At 66.4% G+C, this 16726-nt stretch carries 16 protein-coding genes; 7 read left to right on the forward strand and 9 right to left on the reverse strand.

What is annotated here, in order from left to right; translation table 11 throughout:
- Positions 1-49: 49 nt before the first annotated feature.
- Positions 50-943, reverse strand: coding sequence for a succinate--CoA ligase subunit alpha (gene sucD / locus AC07ZH_RS17840; RefSeq protein WP_119109798.1), 894 nt, complete (start codon positions 941-943; stop codon positions 50-52).
- A 53-nt stretch (positions 944-996) separates the two neighbouring features.
- A complete protein-coding gene (gene sucC, locus AC07ZH_RS17845) occupies positions 997-2157 on the reverse strand; it encodes an ADP-forming succinate--CoA ligase subunit beta (protein ID WP_119109797.1) in 1161 nt (386 codons plus the stop codon).
- A 165-nt stretch (positions 2158-2322) separates the two neighbouring features.
- Between sucC and argC the strand changes: the two genes are divergently transcribed.
- Positions 2323-3255 carry an N-acetyl-gamma-glutamyl-phosphate reductase gene (gene argC / locus AC07ZH_RS17850; RefSeq protein ID WP_495200755.1) on the forward strand — a complete coding sequence of 311 codons (933 nt, stop codon included), beginning with the start codon at positions 2323-2325 and terminating at the stop codon, positions 3253-3255.
- A gap of 37 nt (positions 3256-3292) precedes the next feature.
- Here argC and recX read toward each other — a convergent pair whose 3' ends face one another.
- Positions 3293-3748 (reverse strand): recombination regulator RecX, encoded by a 456-nt coding sequence (gene recX / locus AC07ZH_RS17855; RefSeq protein ID WP_495200756.1) that lies wholly within the window; start codon positions 3746-3748, stop codon positions 3293-3295.
- A 50-nt stretch (positions 3749-3798) separates the two neighbouring features.
- Entirely contained in the window at positions 3799-4932 is a 1134-nt protein-coding gene (recA, locus tag AC07ZH_RS17860) for a recombinase RecA (RefSeq protein WP_495200757.1), read from the reverse strand.
- Between the two features lie 140 nt (positions 4933-5072).
- On the opposite strand from recA, the gene AC07ZH_RS17865 reads away from it, so the two are divergent.
- The 3 genes from AC07ZH_RS17865 (at position 5073) to AC07ZH_RS17875 (ending at position 8020) form a co-directional block, all read left to right on the forward strand.
- On the forward strand, positions 5073-5585 hold the full coding sequence (locus AC07ZH_RS17865) for a MarR family winged helix-turn-helix transcriptional regulator (RefSeq protein ID WP_495200758.1): 513 nt from the start codon (positions 5073-5075) through the stop codon (positions 5583-5585).
- Between the two features lie 54 nt (positions 5586-5639).
- The gene (locus AC07ZH_RS17870) at positions 5640-6314 is read left to right on the forward strand and encodes a response regulator (protein WP_119109793.1); all 675 of its coding nucleotides are present in this window, start codon (positions 5640-5642) and stop codon (positions 6312-6314) included.
- A 257-nt stretch (positions 6315-6571) separates the two neighbouring features.
- Positions 6572-8020 (forward strand): sensor histidine kinase, encoded by a 1449-nt coding sequence (locus AC07ZH_RS17875; RefSeq protein ID WP_119109792.1) that lies wholly within the window; start codon positions 6572-6574, stop codon positions 8018-8020.
- An 82-nt stretch (positions 8021-8102) separates the two neighbouring features.
- Here AC07ZH_RS17875 and AC07ZH_RS17880 read toward each other — a convergent pair whose 3' ends face one another.
- Genes AC07ZH_RS17880 through AC07ZH_RS17890 form a run of 3 tightly spaced genes read right to left on the reverse strand, consistent with a single transcriptional unit; the run spans position 8103 to position 10285 of the window.
- On the reverse strand, positions 8103-8840 hold the full coding sequence (locus AC07ZH_RS17880; protein ID WP_495200759.1) for an SPOR domain-containing protein: 738 nt from the start codon (positions 8838-8840) through the stop codon (positions 8103-8105).
- Positions 8841-8846: 6 nt separating this feature from the next.
- Positions 8847-9743: a biotin--[acetyl-CoA-carboxylase] ligase gene (locus tag AC07ZH_RS17885; RefSeq protein WP_495200760.1), complete on the reverse strand. Its 897-nt coding sequence runs from the start codon at positions 9741-9743 to the stop codon at positions 8847-8849.
- Positions 9740-10285 (reverse strand): SET domain-containing protein, encoded by a 546-nt coding sequence (locus AC07ZH_RS17890; protein ID WP_495200761.1) that lies wholly within the window; start codon positions 10283-10285, stop codon positions 9740-9742. Before AC07ZH_RS17890 ends, AC07ZH_RS17885 begins: the two co-directional genes overlap by 4 nt.
- 119 nt (positions 10286-10404) lie before the next feature.
- Here AC07ZH_RS17890 and AC07ZH_RS17895 point away from each other — a divergent pair, with 119 nt between their 5' ends.
- The 3 genes from AC07ZH_RS17895 (at position 10405) to AC07ZH_RS17905 (ending at position 14564) form a co-directional block, all read left to right on the forward strand.
- A complete protein-coding gene (locus tag AC07ZH_RS17895; protein WP_495200762.1) occupies positions 10405-13350 on the forward strand; it encodes a DNA topoisomerase III in 2946 nt (981 codons plus the stop codon).
- Between the two features lie 18 nt (positions 13351-13368).
- Positions 13369-13707 (forward strand): DUF4124 domain-containing protein, encoded by a 339-nt coding sequence (locus AC07ZH_RS17900; RefSeq protein ID WP_495200763.1) that lies wholly within the window; start codon positions 13369-13371, stop codon positions 13705-13707.
- Positions 13708-13775: 68 nt separating this feature from the next.
- On the forward strand, positions 13776-14564 hold the full coding sequence (locus tag AC07ZH_RS17905) for a tyrosine-protein phosphatase (protein ID WP_495200764.1): 789 nt from the start codon (positions 13776-13778) through the stop codon (positions 14562-14564).
- 41 nt (positions 14565-14605) lie between these two features.
- Here AC07ZH_RS17905 and AC07ZH_RS17910 read toward each other — a convergent pair whose 3' ends face one another.
- Together AC07ZH_RS17910 and AC07ZH_RS17915 are read right to left on the reverse strand one after the other, a co-directional pair.
- The gene (locus tag AC07ZH_RS17910; RefSeq protein WP_495200765.1) at positions 14606-16108 is read right to left on the reverse strand and encodes a tripartite tricarboxylate transporter permease; all 1503 of its coding nucleotides are present in this window, start codon (positions 16106-16108) and stop codon (positions 14606-14608) included.
- Positions 16109-16111: 3 nt separating this feature from the next.
- Entirely contained in the window at positions 16112-16567 is a 456-nt protein-coding gene (locus AC07ZH_RS17915; protein ID WP_147414726.1) for a tripartite tricarboxylate transporter TctB family protein, read from the reverse strand.
- Positions 16568-16726 lie beyond the last annotated feature (159 nt).

Consider the following 16726-nt stretch of genomic DNA (forward strand, 5'->3'; position numbering starts at 1 on the left):
CGTACGGCAAGCGAAGCCGACAAAGTAATCGTTTGATTTAAAAATGGAATTACAACTGCGCTTTGAGCAAATGGCCCAGTTCGGACGGGTTGCGGGTCACGATAAAGCCGCACTCTTCCATGATGGCCAGCTTGGCATCCGCGGTATCGGCGCCACCGGAGATCAGCGCGCCGGCGTGGCCCATGCGCTTGCCTGCGGGGGCCGTGACACCGGCGATGAAACCGACGATGGGTTTCTTCATGTTGGCCTTGCACCAGCGCGCGGCTTCGGCTTCGTCGGGGCCGCCGATTTCGCCAATCATGATGACGGCGTCGGTGTCCGGGTCGTTGTTGAACGCCTGCATCACGTCGATGTGCTTCAAACCATTGATCGGGTCGCCGCCGATGCCCACGGCAGTGGACTGGCCCAGGCCGACTTCGGTCAGCATGGCCACGGCTTCGTACGTCAGCGTGCCCGAGCGGCTGACCACGCCGATGCGGCCCTTGCGGTGGATGTGGCCGGGCATGATGCCGATCTTGATTTCATCGGGCGTGATGATGCCGGGGCAGTTGGGGCCCAGCAGCAGCGTCTTCTTGCCGCCGGCGGCTTCCTTGGCGCGCATTTTGTTGCGCACTTCCAGCATGTCGCGCACTGGAATGCCTTCGGTGATGCAGATCGCCATGTCCAGATCGGCTTCCACAGCTTCCCAGATGGCGGCAGCGGCGCCCGCGGGCGGCACGTAGATCACCGAGACGGTGGCGCCCGTCTGGTGTGCGGCTTCCTTGACGGAGGCGTAAATCGGGATGTTGAAGATCGACTCGCCGGCCTTCTTCGGGTTCACGCCAGCGACGAAGCAGTTCTTGCCGTTCGCGTATTCCTGGCACTTTTCCGTGTGGAACTGGCCGGTCTTGCCCGTGATGCCCTGGGTGATGACCTTGGTGTCTTTGTTGATGTAGATCGACATGTTTCTTGTCCTAGTCAGTTTGGGACAGCGCTAAAGATCTGTCCCCAAGGTCATTACTTGACGGCAGCTACAATTTTTGTAGCGGCTTCGGCCATGGTGTCGGCCGCGATGATCGGCAGGCCGGACTCGGCCAGCAGCTTCTTGCCCAGCTCTTCGTTCGTGCCCTTCATGCGCACCACCAGCGGCACGGACAGGTTCACCGCTTTGCAGGCGGTGATCACGCCGGTGGCGATGGTGTCGCACTTCATGATGCCGCCGAAGATGTTGACCAGAATGCCTTTGACATTTTTGTTCGCCAACATGATCTTGAAGGCCTCGGTCACCTTCTCGGCGGTGGCGCCACCGCCCACGTCGAGGAAGTTGGCCGGCTCGCCGCCAAACAGCTTGATGGTGTCCATGGTGGCCATGGCCAGGCCCGCGCCGTTGACCAGGCAGCCAATGTTGCCGTCCAGGCTGATGTAGGCCAGGTCGAACTTGGAAGCCTCGACTTCGGCCGGATCTTCTTCGTCCAGATCGCGCAGCGCCACGATTTCGGGGTGGCGGAACAGCGCGTTGGCGTCAAAGTTGAACTTGGCGTCCAGCGCCGTGAGCTTGTTCTGGCTGTCGCGGTTGAGGGGGTTGATCTCGACCAGCGAGGCGTCGGTGTCCATGTAGCACTTGTAGAGCTTCTGGAACAGGTCTACCGCCTGGTCCATCGAAGCTTCGGGCAAGCCGATGCCGCGTCCAATCTTGCGCGCCTGCTCGTCGCCCAGGCCCTTGAGCGGGTTGATGTACTCGGTAATGATTTTCTCGGGCGTGGAATGGGCCACTTCTTCGATGTCCATGCCCCCTTCGCTCGACGCGATGAAGGCAACGCTTTGCGTGGCGCGGTCGGTGACCAGCGAGACGTAGTATTCCTTCTGGATGTCGGCGCCATCTTCGATGTACAGGCGGCGCACCTTCTGGCCCTCGGGCCCGGTCTGGTGCGTCTTGAGCTGCATGCCCAGGATTTCGCCGGCCAGGCGCTTGACGTCGTCGATGCTCTTGGCGACCTTCACGCCGCCACCCTTGCCGCGACCGCCGGCATGAATCTGCGCCTTGACGACCCAGACCGGCCCGCCGAGCTTTTGTGCAGCTTCGACGGCTTCCTGAACGGTGAATGCGGGAATGCCGCGCGGAACGGGCACACCAAATTGGCGCAAGATTTCCTTGGCTTGGTATTCGTGAATCTTCATGAGGACTTTCTCAGGAAAGGAATTTCACCCGTCTGCCATGAATGCATGTCTGGCGGCGGGCGGTGGACATGGCAGCCAGCGACTGTATCATGTTGCAACGCACCAATCTTGTTGGGAGCTTACACGCGGCGCTGCTGCTGCATCCGTACACACCGAGGAACACGCATGGTCAAGGTATTCATCGACGGCGAAGCTGGCACCACGGGGCTGCAAATTCGCGAGCGTCTGCAGGGCATGGACGCCATTGACCTGATCAGCATTGCCCCCGAAGAGCGCAAGAACCCGGCTGCCAAACGGGCCCTGTTGGCGCAGGTGGACCTGGTCATCCTGTGCCTGCACGACGACGCCGCGCGCGAGACGGTGGCGCTGGTCGATTCCATTGAAGCCGCGGGAGGGCGCCGCACCAAGATCATCGACGCGAGCACCGCGCACCGCACAGCACCGGGCTGGGTGTTCGGCTTTCCGGAGCTGTGCGCCGGTCAGGCGCAGGCGGTGCAAGCGGCGGCGCGCGTCTCCAACCCCGGCTGCTACGCCACCGGCGCCATTGCGCTGCTGCGCCCCCTGGTCGATGCGGGCCTGGTGGCTGCCGACCACCCGCTGTGCCTGCCCTCGGTGAGCGGCTACTCGGGCGGAGGGCGCAGCATGATTGAAGCCTACGAGGCGGGCGCAGCGCCGGCCTTCGAACTGTATGCGCTGGGCCTGACGCACAAGCATTTGCCGGAAATCATGCAGTTCACGGGCCTCACGCGCCGGCCTATTTTCATTCCCGCCGTCGGCAATTTCCGCCAGGGCATGCTGGTGGAGCTGCCGCTGCATCTGGACCTGCTGCCCGGCCAGCCCAAGGCAGCCGATCTGCACGACGCGCTGGCCGCGCATTACGCCCGCAGCAACACGCCTGAGCAGTGGGTGCGCGTACTGCCGCCCACGGACAACGGCAAGCTCGACGCGCCCGCGCTGGCCGGCACCAACGCGCTGGAACTGCGCGTGTACGCCAACGAGGCCTACCGGCACGCGGTGCTGGTGGCGCGACTGGACAACCTGGGCAAGGGTGCCAGCGGCGCGGCGGTGCAAAACCTGCGGTTGATTTTCGGCCTCTAAGAGACCTGTTCCAAGCGGCGGACGCCGCGAAACGGCGCTAGGCCTCGTCCCGGTCTGCCATGCGCAGCACGCGCGAGGCCACGTCCCCCGAGAAGCCGCGCGCCATCAAAAAACGCATCTGCTTGGCACGCGCCGAGGCGTCGGCGGGCGGCTCGGCGAACTTGCGGCGCCACAGTTCGCCGGCACGCTCCAGCTCGGTGCCCTGCAAGGGCGCCAGGGCTTGCTCCACCGCCTCGCCCGAGAGCCCCTTGGCCTGCAGTTCCTGGCGGATGCGCATGAGCCCCATGCGGCCCGCCCGCTGGTGCACCACGGACTCGGCCACCCGCTGCTCGCTGATGAAATCCTTGGCCTGAAGGTCGTCCAGCACGGCCGCGAGGTCGTCGCCGTCCTGCACATGCCGCGCCAGCTTGCGTGCCAGTTCGGCGCGCGAGTGCTCACGCTGCGAGAGCAGGCGCAGCGCCCGGCCCTTGAGCGAAGGCGGCGGGGTGCGCACTGCCTAGAGACTCCTGAATTTGTAGCTTCTAGCGCTTACTGGGTAAGCGCTCAAGCGACTTTTTCTTCTGATTTCTTGCCCCGCGCAGACACTGGTGCCGGCACCACGCCATCGGCGGCATCGTCGCCGGGCACCGCAAGCACCGGCGCGCCAGCCGGCAGCAGGGCGACGCCCAGGCTGTCGCGCACCTTGTTCTCGATCTCGCGCGCCAGTTGCGGGTTCTCGCGCAGGAATTCGCGCGCGTTGTCACGGCCCTGGCCGATCTTCTCGCCGTTGTAGGCGTACCAGGCACCCGATTTTTCAACGATGCGCGCGGTTACCCCCATGTCGATGATTTCGCCCTCGCGCGAGATGCCTTCGCCAAACAGGATGTCGAACTCGGCCGTCTTGAACGGGGGCGAGACCTTGTTCTTCACCACCTTGACGCGGGTTTCGTTGCCAATGACTTCCTCGCCCTTCTTGATGGAGCCGATGCGGCGGATGTCGAGCCGCACCGAGGCGTAGAACTTGAGCGCGTTGCCACCGGTGGTGGTCTCGGGGCTGCCGAACATGACGCCGATCTTCATCCGAATCTGGTTGATGAAGATGACCATGCAGTTGGTTTTCTTGATGGTCGAGGTCAGCTTGCGCAGCGCCTGGCTCATCAGGCGCGCCTGCAGGCCGGGCAGGCTGTCGCCCATGTCGCCCTCGATTTCGGCCTTGGGCGTGAGCGCCGCGACCGAGTCGATGACGATCAGGTCCACCGCGCCCGAACGCACCAGGCTGTCGACGATCTCCAGCGCCTGTTCGCCGGTGTCGGGCTGGCTGATCAGCAGGTCTTGCAGGTTCACGCCCAGCTTTTGCGCGTACTGGATGTCGAGCGCGTGCTCCGCATCGACAAAAGCACACTGGCCGCCCTGCTTTTGCATTTCCGCGATGACTTGCAGCGTCAGCGTGGTCTTGCCCGAGGATTCCGGGCCATAGATTTCCACCACGCGGCCGCGTGGCAGGCCGCCGACGCCGAGCGCCACATCGAGCCCAAGCGAGCCGGTGGACACCACCTGGATGTCCTCGATCACCTCGCCTTCGCCGAGCCGCATGATGGTGCCCTTGCCAAACTGCTTCTCGATCTGCGCCAGCGCAGCTTGCAGGGCACGTGCTTTTTCGCCGTCGGCGGGCATGCTGTGGTTGGTTGGGGTGCTCATGGAAATCTCCTGGAAATTCAATGCGTTGACGAGGTTTTTGTCTGCACCCCGTGGGAAATACTGGATGCTTGACCAGTAATGTAGGGCCGAAGTATTCTCCCGTAAAGATGATTTATAGTCAGTTTGCCTGACAATAAACCATGCCCGCCTCCATGCCCGTCTCCCCACCCTCCGACGCCTGGCGCCAGACCCACCTCGGCCGCTTGATGGGCGATGCGCTGCGCCGCTTTGACGCGCGCGTGCTGCAACTCATGGCGCGCAATGTCGAGGTGCCGCTGGCGCTGTCCAACCTGGCGGCGCGCGACCAGGTGGGGGCCGCGCACGTTCACATCACGCGGCATTTGTCGCTCGCCGGCGATCGGCTGACCGACCTGGCAGCGCGCGCCGGCATGTCCAAGCAGGCCATGGCCAGTCTGGTGGACCAGTGCACCGCCTGGGGCCTGGTGCGCCGCGAGGCGGACCCGTCGGATGCCCGGGCACGCCGCATCGGCTTCACGCCCACGGGTCTGGATTGGCTGCAGGCGTTTCAGGACGCCGTGGCGCAGGCCGAGGCAGAGTTTCGTGCCGAGGTCGGCGATGCGGTGGCCACCGTGGTCGCCATTGGCCTGGAAACCTATGGCAGCGGCGCACCATCGGGCCAATGGCGCTCCTAGAATCGCAGGCAGGGGCACTCTTGCCCGGTCATAAGTCGAATCCGGGAGACCCGCATGCGCATCCTCATTGCTGAAGACGACCAAGTGCTGGCCGATGGCCTCTTGCGCACACTGCGCAGCTCGGGCGCGGTGGTGGACCACGTGGCCAGTGGCAGCGAAGCCGACGCCGCGCTGATGACGAACAACGAGTTCGACCTGCTGATCCTCGACCTGGGCCTGCCCCGCATGCACGGGCTGGAGGTGCTCAAGCGCCTGCGCTCGCGCGGCTCGGCGTTGCCGGTGCTGATCCTCACCGCCGCCGACAGCGTGGATGAGCGCGTCAAGGGCCTGGACCTGGGCGCCGACGATTACATGGCCAAGCCGTTTTCGCTCCAGGAGCTTGAAGCGCGCGTACGCGCTCTGGCACGCCGCGGCATGGGCGGCGCCAGCAGCGCCATCAAGCACGGGCCTCTGGTGTACGACCAGGCCGGGCGCGTGGCCACCATCGACGGCAAGATGGTGGAGCTCTCGGCGCGCGAGCTCGGCCTGCTCGAAGTGCTGCTGCAGCGCGCTGGACGCCTGGTGAGCAAGGACCAGCTCGTCGAGCGCCTGTGCGAATGGGGCGAAGAGGTGAGCAACAACGCCATCGAGGTCTATATCCACCGCCTGCGGAAAAAGATTGAAAAGGGCCCGATCCGCATCGCCACCGTGCGCGGCCTGGGGTATTGCCTGGAAAAGATTCCGAGTTGATTGAAGCACCCCCCTGTGTCGCTTCGCTCCATCCCCCCTCTCTCGCATCGCTTCGCGCTGCGGGAGGGGGGACGCCACCAGTGCGGCGGGGCGGCCCTTGCACGGTGGCCGCTGGCCGAGGCCGCGCCAGTATGTTGCGTCGAGGGTGCGGCGATACGCCCCAAAAAGCAGGCGCCTATTGCTACTAATCCAGTAGCTTATAGCGCTTTCCCATCCTGCGTTAGAGCCACTTTTCACCCCAAACCAGGGCCGCGATCTTGAAGCTCTTCCAGCGCGAGCAGCGCTCTCTGTTTGGCGAGATCCTCGACTGGATGCTCACGCCGCTGCTCTTGCTCTGGCCCGTGAGCCTGGCGCTGACCTGGCTGGTGGCGCAGGGCATTGCCAACAAACCGTTTGACCGCGCGCTGGAATACAACGCCCAGGCGCTGGCGCAGCTGGTCTCGGTCAGCCACGGCAGGGCGCAGTTCAACCTGCCGCAGCCCGCCAGCGAAATCCTGCGCGCCGACGACTCCGACACGGTCTATTACCAAGTCCTGGGGCCGCGCGGCGAATTGCTCTCGGGCGAGCGCGAGCTGCCGCCACCGCCAGCCGACGAAGCCCCCAGCACCGGCGACGTGCACCTGCGCGACGCCGAGCTGCGCGGGCTGGACATTCGCATGGCCTATATCTGGGTACGCTTGTCCTTGCCCAATGCGCCGCTGGCGCTGGTGCAGGTGGCCGAGACGCGCGAGAAGCGCAGCGTGCTGGCCACCGAGATCATCAAGGGCGTCATGCTGCCCCAGTTCATCATCCTGCCGCTGGCCGTGCTGCTGGTGTGGCTGGCGCTGGCGCGCGGCATCCAGCCGCTGCACCAGCTCGAAGAGCGCATCCGCGCGCGCAAGCCCGACGACCTCTCACCACTCGACGACCGGACCGTGCCCCTGGAAGTGGCGCCGCTGGTGGCCTCGGTGAACGACTTGCTCACCCGGCTGAACGACTCGCTGGCGACCCAAAAACGCTTCCTGGCCGATGCCGCCCACCAGCTCAAGACGCCCCTGGCGGGCCTGCGCATGCAGGCCGACCTGGCGCAACGCGCAGGCACCAGCCCCGAAGAGATCAAGCGCTCACTGGAGCAGATCGGGCGCTCGAGCATCCGCGCCACCCACAGCGTCAACCAATTGCTGGCGCTGGCGCGGGCCGAGAGCAGCAGCGCGCAAATGGCGCTGATCCCCTGCGACCTGGCGCAGATCACCGTGGACGTGGTGCACGACGCGATCTCGCGCGCGCTCGACAAAGGCATTGACCTGGGCTACGACGGCGCCCTGCCCGGCGCCCCCGGCGTGCGCATGCTGGGCAACCCCACGCTGCTGCACGAACTGGTGCGCAACCTGGTGGACAACGCCATCAACTACACCCCCTCGACCCCCGAGCGCCCCGGCGTGGTCACGGCGCGCGTGCTGGCCGACACCTTTGGCCGCGTGCTGGTGGTGCAGGTGGAAGACTCCGGCCCCGGCGTGCCCGAGCCCGAGCGCGAGCTGATCTTCCGGCCCTTCTACCGGGCACTGGGGAACGACGCCGACGGCTCCGGCCTGGGCCTGCCCATCGTGCAGGAAATCGCCCGCCAGCACGGCGCGCGCATCGTGGTGGAAGACGTGCGCCCCGGCGCCACCCCGCCAGGCGCGTGCTTCAGCGTGCGCTTCGCGGCGCTGGATGCTTCGGAAGCCTGAGTTCTTGCAGCCGGTGTTAGCTTCTGTTTTGATAGCTGCTAGCGCAATGGGTATAAGCGCTAGGGCTTTTTTTACTAAAATTTCAGCTGCAGGGCCGCAGCGCCTTGCCGGCCAGCGCAGCGCGCAAGTCTTCTGCCTGGGCGCGCAGGCGCGCGTCGGCCTCGGGCAGGCGCAGCATGAAGCCAGGCATGTCCACGCGCTCCTGCACCACACGCGCCGAGCGCACGCCCTTGGCGGCAAGGGTGGCGAGGCCGCGCTGCGCCGCCTCTTCGGTGGAAAAGCGCCCCAGCGACAGGCCCGGCTCCAGAGTCCCGTTCGGCCGGTCGTAAGCGATGCTCAGCGCGCGCAGTTCGGCACGCTTCTTGGCGAGCTGGTCAGGGTCGGAAAACCGGCCCATGTAGACCATCCAGCGGCCCGGCAGCGTCGCCGGCTCCAGACGCCAACGGCCCTCGGGCAGCGCGCTGGCGGCGCGGCGCAGCACGTCGGCTTGCGCGGCGTCGAAGATGCCAGCCTGCAGGCATTCGCCTTGCGGTGCAGAGGCAGCGGCGGCCTCGGGCGTGCTCTGCGCCGGCGTACCGGGCGCAACTGCAGGGGCTGCGGGCGCGGTGGGCGCCGGCTGCCCCGACACAGCGGCGGGAGACGCCGGTTGGGTGCCGGGCTGCGGCAACACGCGCAGCAGCTCAGGGTGGATTTCGTTGGCCAGGCGCTGCGGCTCGGCCTGCTCGTGCGGCGCCAGGCCCCAGTCGCGCAGCAGCCCCTGCGACCAGGCGTAGTAGCCCCCGTTGGCGAGCAAAAGCAGGAGGACGAGCGCGCGCAGCATGGTCGCCTAGCTTGCCACAACGGGCCGCACCGACACTTCGGCGCTGCTGACCTGCACCAGGCCTGCCGCGCTCTGCAGGTGCAGCGCGCCGTCTGGCCCCACGCCGGCTGCCACGCCTTCACGGCCGTCCGACAGGCGCACGGCCCGGCCGGCCAGCGCGTCGCGCGCGGCAAAGGGCGCCACCAGGGGCGCAAAGCCCTGCGTTTCGAAGGTCTCAAGGGCGTCCACCAGATGCGGGACGACGCGGCCCAAGGCGGTGGGGGCGTCCCAGCGCGCATCGAGCTCGTGCAGGCAGCCGGCGGGCATGCTCAGCCCCTCGCTGCTGCGCGGCGCCACGTTCAGCCCAACACCGACCACCACCCAGCGCGCGGCAGGGCCGGCCGCGTTGGGCGCCAGCAAGCTGGCCGTCTCGACCAGAATGCCGCCGAGCTTGCGCTCCGGGCCACCCGCGCCCTGCAGCCACAAATCGTTGGGCCACTTGAGCGCGATGCGCGGCTCGCGGCCGCCCGCCGCCGGCAACTCGGCCTGCAGGCTTTGCGCCACGCACAGGCCCACGGCCAGCGACAAGCCCGACCAACTGCGCGGCGCCAGCGGCAGCGCCAGTGAAAAGGTGAGTGCCGCGCCCGGCTCCGCGCCCACGCTCTGCCAGGCCCGCCCCATGCGCCCGCGCCCTGCGGTTTGCGCCAGCGCGACCAGCAAGAGCGGCTCGCTCTGCCCGCTGCGCAGGCGGCGCATGCACTCGGTGTTGGTCGAATCGACCGTTGCCAGCAGCTCGGCGGTAAAGCCGGGCAGGCGCGGCGCCAGCGCCTGCCACAAGTCTTCCAGCGGCCAGCGAAGGGGTTCGTTCACTGGCGCACCTCCAGTCGGCTCAGGGGTTGGCGCAAGGCCTGGCGCCGCGCTCATGCGCCGGCCCGCGTCTTGCGTGGTTTGGAGGGGGCTTTTTTGGCCAGCGGCGCCGGCGCCCACGGGCCGCGCTTGGGGGCGAGCAAGGTGCCGCGGCAGTTCGCCGCGCCGCACCAGCAGGGGTATTCGGCCTTCAGCTTGGGCGTGTAGCGCTCTTCGATGATCAGACCATAGTCGTAGTTCAGCTCTTCGCCCGCTGCGATGTTGCGCAGCGCGGTGATGAAGATGCGGCCCTCCTGCTCATCGGCAAAGCAGTTGGGATCGCAGCTGTGGTTGATCCAGCGCGAGGAGTTGCCACCGAACTTGGCGTCGATCACGCGGTCTTCATCGACATGAAAATAAAACGTGTGGTTGGGCTGCAGCGGATCGTGCGGGTGCCGGTCCTGCGCCGCCTGCCAGCTGATGACCTCGCCGGTGTATTCGATCAGCACCTCGCCCTCGGCGATATCCTGCACGGCGAAGACGCCCTTGCCGTGTACGCCGGAGCGGCGGGTCTGGAGCCGGCGTCCGGCGTGGGAGGCGGGCACGGTGCTTGAAGGCATGGCAAAACTTCTGTTACTTTGAATATGCACACCTGCGCGTGCGCGTGTACGCGCGAGGAAGCCCGATTGTAGAAGCGCGCGCGGCCCTGTCCGGCCGCGGCGCCCCAGTACGAAACCCCATGAGCAAAACCCTCGTCATCGCAGAAAAACCTTCGGTCGCACAAGACATCGTGCGCGCACTCACGCCCATGGCGGGCAAGTTCGACAAGCACGAAGAGCATTTCGAGAACGACCAGTACGTCGTCACCAGCGCCGTCGGCCACCTGGTCGAGATCCAGGCGCCGGAAGAATTCGACGTCAAGCGCGGCAAGTGGAGCTTTGCCAACCTGCCGGTGATTCCGCCGCGCTTTGACCTCAAACCCGTGGACAAGACCAAGACGCGCCTGAACGCCGTCGTCAAGCAGGCCAAGCGCAAGGACGTGACGCAGCTCATCAACGCCTGCGACGCGGGCCGCGAGGGCGAGCTGATCTTTCGCCTGATAGAGCAGTACGCCGGCGGCGCCAAGCCACTGGGCAAGCCGGTCAAACGCCTGTGGCTGCAGTCCATGACGCCGCAGGCGATTCGCGACGGCTTTGACCAACTGCGCACCGAAGAGCAGATGCAGGGCTTGGCGGACGCCGCCCGCAGCCGCTCGGAGGCCGACTGGCTGGTCGGCATCAACGGCACCCGCGCCATGACGGCCTTCAACTCGCAGGGCGGCGGCTTCTTTCTGACCACCGTGGGCCGGGTGCAGACGCCCACGCTCTCGCTGGTGGTGGAGCGCGAAGAAAAAATCCGCAAATTCATCAGCCGCGACTACTGGGAAATCCACGCGTCGTTTGCTGCGCAGGCCGGCCAGTACCCCGGCAAGTGGTTCGACCCGGCGTGGAAGAAGAACCCCAACGATGCCGAGCAGCGCGCCGACCGCGTGTGGTCCGAAGCCCAGGCGCGCGCCATTGCCGATGCCTCGCGCGGGCAGGCTGCTACGGTGACCGAAGAGAGCCGCCCCACCACCCAGGCGCCGGGCCAATTGTTCGACCTGACCAGCCTGCAGCGCGAGGCCAACGGCAAATTCGGCTTCTCGGCCAAGACCACGCTCTCCCTGGCGCAGTCGCTCTACGAGCGCCACAAGGCCCTGACCTACCCGCGTACCGATTCGCGTGCGCTGCCCGAAGACTATGTGCCCGTGGCCAAGCAAACGCTCGAAATGCTGGCGGGCAGCGGCATGGCGCACCTGGCGCCGCACGCCCGCACGGCCATCGAAGGCCACTACGTGCGGCCGAACAAGCGCATCTTCGACAACGCCAAGGTGAGCGACCACTTCGCCATCATCCCCACGCTGCAAGCGCCCAGCGGTTTGTCGGAAGCCGAACAAAAGCTCTACGACCTGGTGGTGCGCCGCTTCCTGGCGGTGTTTTTCCCCAGCGCGGAATACCTGGTGACCACCCGCATCAGCAAAGTGGAGCAAGCGGGCCAAACCAACCACTTCAAGACCGAAGGCAAGGTGCTGGTCAAACCCGGCTGGCTCGCCATCTACGGCAAGGAAGCCGCCGATGAGGTGCAGGACGCCAAGGAAGGCGACAAAGGCCAGAACCTGGTCCCGGTGCAGCCGGGCGAAAAGCCCCTGGCAAACGAAGTCGACGCCAAGGGCCTCAAGACCAAGCCACCGGCGCGGTATTCGGAAGCCACGCTGCTGGGCGCCATGGAGAGCGCCGGCAAGCAGGTGGAAGACGAAGACATGCGCGAGGCCATGCAGGAAAAAGGCCTGGGCACGCCGGCCACGCGCGCGGCCACCATCGAAGGCCTGCTGGCGGAAAAGTACATGCTGCGCGACGGCCGCGAGCTGATCCCCACCGCCAAGGCCTTCCAGCTCATGACGCTGCTGCGCGGCCTGGACGTGAAGGAGCTGGCCCGCGCCGACCTGACCGGCGAGTGGGAATACAAGCTCGCGCAAATGGAAAAGGGCCTGCTGCCGCGCGCCACCTTCATGCAGGAAATCGCCGCCATGACCGAGCGCATGGTGAAGAAGGCCAAGGAATACGACCGCGACACCATCCCCGGCGACTACGCCACGCTGGTGGCGCCCTGCCCCAACTGCGGCGGCGTGGTGAAGGAAAACTACCGCAGGTACGCCTGCGTGGGCAAGCCAGGCGCGGAACCCTGCGGCTTCTCCTTCGGCAAATCGCCCGCGGGCCGCACCTTCGAGCCGCAAGAGGCCGAGCAATTGCTGAGCGAGCGCAAGATCGGCCCACTCGACGGCTTTCGCTCCAAGGCCGGCTGGCCGTTCACGTCCGAGATCGTGCTCAAGTACGACGACGAAGCGCACAACTACAAGCTCGAATTCGATTTTGGCGACGACAAGGCCGAGGAAACCGGCGAGCTGGTCGAATTCACCGACCCGGCGCTCGGCGCCTGCCCCATTTGCGGCGCCGAAGTGCACGAGCACGGCAGCAACTACGTGTGCGCCAAATCGGTCCCCACCGCCGCGCAGCCCGTGCCCAGTTGCACGTTCAAGAGCGGCAAGATCATCCTGCAGCAGCCAGTGGAGCGCGCGCAGATGGAAAAGCTCCTGCAGACGGGCAAGACCGACCTGCTCGACAAGTTCGTCAGCATGCGCACCCGCCGCGCCTTCAAGGCGCACCTGGCCTGGGACGCTGAAGCCGGCAAAGTGAACTTTGAATTTGCCCCGAGCAAGTTCCCGCCGCGCAAGCCGGCTGCCGGTGGAACTACCAAAACCATAGCTGCTGGCGCAAGCAGGACAAGCGCTGGAGGCCTAAAAGACCTTAAAAAACCAGCCACTGCCAAGAAAGCCCCGGCCCAAAAGACGGCGGCGAAAGCGGCCGCACCACGCAAGGCCGCAGCCGGCAAAGCGCCCAGCGCTGCGCTCGCCGCCGTCATCGGCACCGAGCCGGTGGCGCGCCCGGCCGCCGTGAAGAAGCTGTGGGAGTACATCAAGGCGCAGAACCTGCAGGACCCCAAGGACAAGCGCACCATCGTCGCCGACGACAAGCTGCGCGCCGTGTTCGGCAAGGACAGCGCCGGCATGTTCGAGCTCGCCGGCCTGCTCGGCCCGCACCTGGGCTGACCTGGAACGGGGGGCACCATGCTCGGCCCCAGGGAGCGCGCTGTCTGGACCACCCTGGCCGTGGTTCTGGTCGCAGCTAGCGTGGCCGCGTGGTGGACCGCCGAGCGCTGGACGCCGCTCGCCGGCCCCTGGGCCAGGCAAACCTGGCGGGCCATCACCCGCCCCAGCCCACCGCCTGGCCACGCCAGGGCGTCGGCAAGCGCGCAGCCTGCCAAAGCGGGCGCATCAGCCCCGGCCCCGGCCGCGCCACCACGCAAGTGCGTGCAAGGAAGCCGCACGGTGTACACCGACCAGCCATGCCCACCGGGCAGCCAGGAGCGCCCGCTGGACCCCGCGTTGAGCGTGCTGCCGCAGTGAACGGCCCGCCCGGGAGCGCTGCCCGCGGGGGACGGCCAAAACCGGCCGCTTGCGCTACGCTCAGCGCCATGCCAACACCCGACCTCTCTGCGGACGCTCCGCGATCCGAAACCCCCACCCGCTCCCTGCCGCTGGCCGGCGCCAGCAACTTCCGCGACCTGGGCGGCTACACCGGCCACGGCGGCCGGCAGGTCGCATGGCGGCGCATCTTCCGCTCCGACCACCTGGCCAGCCTGACGCCCGGCGACCAGGCACGCCTGGCCGCGCTGGGCATCGCACGCACGGTGGATTTCCGGGGCGAGCGCGAACGCGCCCAGCTCGCCTACCTGCTGCCCGCCGTCGAGCACTACCAACTGGCCATCGAGCCCACGGTGGTGCAGCGCGCCATCGAACTGCAGCGGGATGGCCGGGCACTGACCGCGCAGGACGCGGTGGCGCTGATGCAGGAAACCTACCGCGGCTTCGTGCACGAGAACGCGCCACGCTTTGCCGAGTTCTTTCGCATCCTGCTCGCCAAGGACACGCCGCTGGTCTTCCACTGCACCGCCGGCAAGGACCGCACCGGCTTTGCCGCCGCGCTCATCCTGCTGGCGCTCGGCGTGCCGCGCGACGTGGTGATGCGCGACTACCTGCTCACCAACGACCTGTACCGCCGCCCCGCCATGGCCGAGGGCCACGCACCGGAAGAAGTGCTGGCGGTGCTGTGGCGTGTGCAGGCCGAGTTTCTCGACGCGGCGCTGCACAAGGTGGACCAGGACTACGGCGGCCTGCAGACGTACTTGGTGGACGTCTTGGGCGTGGACAGCGCCGCGCAGCGGGAACTGGCAGGGCGCTACCTGCAAGCACCGCACGCCTGAGGCAAGCCACAGGCCAGCGCGCGGCGCCGGCCTGCTTCCCCCTATGCAGTGACGCGGCTGCGCAGCGAGCCCCACACCGTCCAGAGCAGCAAAAACGCACAAACCCCCAGCGCCACAGCCGTAATGGGCCGCTCCACAAACACGCTGAAGCTGCCGCGCGAGAGCAGCAAGGTTCTGCGGAAGTTTTCTTCCAGCATCGGCCCCAGGATCAGGCCCAGCAGCACCGGCACCACCTCCAGCCGCAGCAAGGCCATGAGGTAGCCCACGATGCCAAAGGCCAGCAGCACCCAGACATCAAACGTGCTGTTGCTGGTGCTGTACACCCCGATGCAGGTGAACAGCACGATGGCCGGGAACATCAGGTGGTAGGGGATAGAGAGCAACTTCACCCACATGCCAATCAGCGGGATGTTGAGGATCACCAGAAAAATATTGCCGATCCAGAAGCTCACGATCAGCCCCCAGAACAGGTCCGGGTGGGCCGTAATGACCTGCGGACCAGGCTGAATACCCTGGATGGTGAGGGCCCCCAGCATCAGCGCCATGACGGCGTCGCCGGGAATGCCGAGCGTCAGCGTCGGGATGAACGCCGTACCCACGCCCGCGTTGTTGCAGGCCTCGGGCCCGGCGATGCCCTCGATGGCGCCCTTGCCGAATTCCTCCGGGTGCTTGGAAATGCGCTTTTCCATCGAGTACGACAGAAACGTCGCCATGCCCCCGCTGGTGCCGGGCAGCGCGCCAAAAAAGGCGCCCAGGCCCGAGCCGCGCAGCATGGGGCCAAAGGAGCGGCGCCAGTCTTCCTTGGTCGGCATCTGGTCGCGCAGCGAGAAGCGTTGCTCCTCGGGCGTCACGCGCGAAGTGTTGGCGCTCTTGATCACCTCGGTAATGGCGAACAGCCCCATGGCCATGGCGATCAGGCTGATGCCGTCGGTCAGCTCAGGGATGTCGAAGGCAAAGCGCGAGACACCGCTGTTCACGTCCGTTCCGATCACGCCCAGGATCAAACCAAAGAACACCATCGCCACACCCTTGAGGGGCGAGCCCTGGCCCACGGTGGAAGCCGCAATCAGGCCCAGCAGCATCAACGCGCAGTACTCCGAGGGGCCGAAATTCAGGGCCCAGCCCGAGAGAACAGGGGCAAACATCATCAGCAGCACGATGCCCACGGCGGAGCCCCAGAACGAGGCCACGCACTTCATGAACAAGGCGATACCGCCACGCCCCTGCTTGGCCATGGGGTAGCCGTCCAGCACATCGACTGCTGCTGCCGCGTGCCCTGGCACCCCCAGCAGGATGGAGCAGGTGCCGCCGCCGTAATCGGCGCCAAAGTACACCCCCGCCAACATGATGAGCGCGCCGGTGGCGGGCAGGTGGTAGGTGATGGGCAGCAGCAGGGAAATCGCAATCAGCGAGCCCAGGCCCGGCAGCACGCCAACGAGCGTTCCCAGGAACACCCCGACGAAGCAGTACCAAAGGTTGCTGAGCGTGACCGCTTCATGGATGCCTATGGAGAGGTTGGCCGCAAAGATTGAAAGGAAGTCCATGGCTCAGAACTCCCAGGCAAAGGCCGGCAGTGTCATTTGCAGACCGAGCGAGAAGATCAGCCAGGCAATGACCGAGAGGGAAACACCGAGCAGGACGGCCCGGCGCAACTGAAAGCTGTTGCTTCCGGCAGAGGTGACCACCACCATCAAAATCGTGGTGGGGACCAGCCCAACATGCGAAATCAGCAAAGCGAAAAGCGCCACCGCCGCCATCACCGCCAGAAAGGGACGCAAAGTAAAAGGGGGCGGCTGCACCACATGGACCGTCTTGCGCAGCGAGAGCAGCGCAATCACCAGGCCCAGCGCGGCGAGGATGTAGCCGAGCACCGTCGGGAAATAGCCTGGCCCCATGCGGGAGGCGGAGCCGACCTGGTAATGGGTGGACGCATACAAGGCTACAAAGAGGCCTAGCGAAATCATCGCGATGCCAGCGACAAGGTCGCGAATGTCAGGTTTCAACGCTTGCTCCGACTACCGGACCGCCCGGTCGTGTGTGGCCACGATTATCTTGTGGGCGGCCATGGGGCGCTGGCGGGTCTGAAGTCGCACGCACGCCGCGCAGGCATTGGGGTCGGATCACGATTTCGCGCAGCGAAACTCGTGCTCCGACCCCAATCC

The organism is Simplicispira sp. GW247-4R2A, assembly GCF_059424465.1.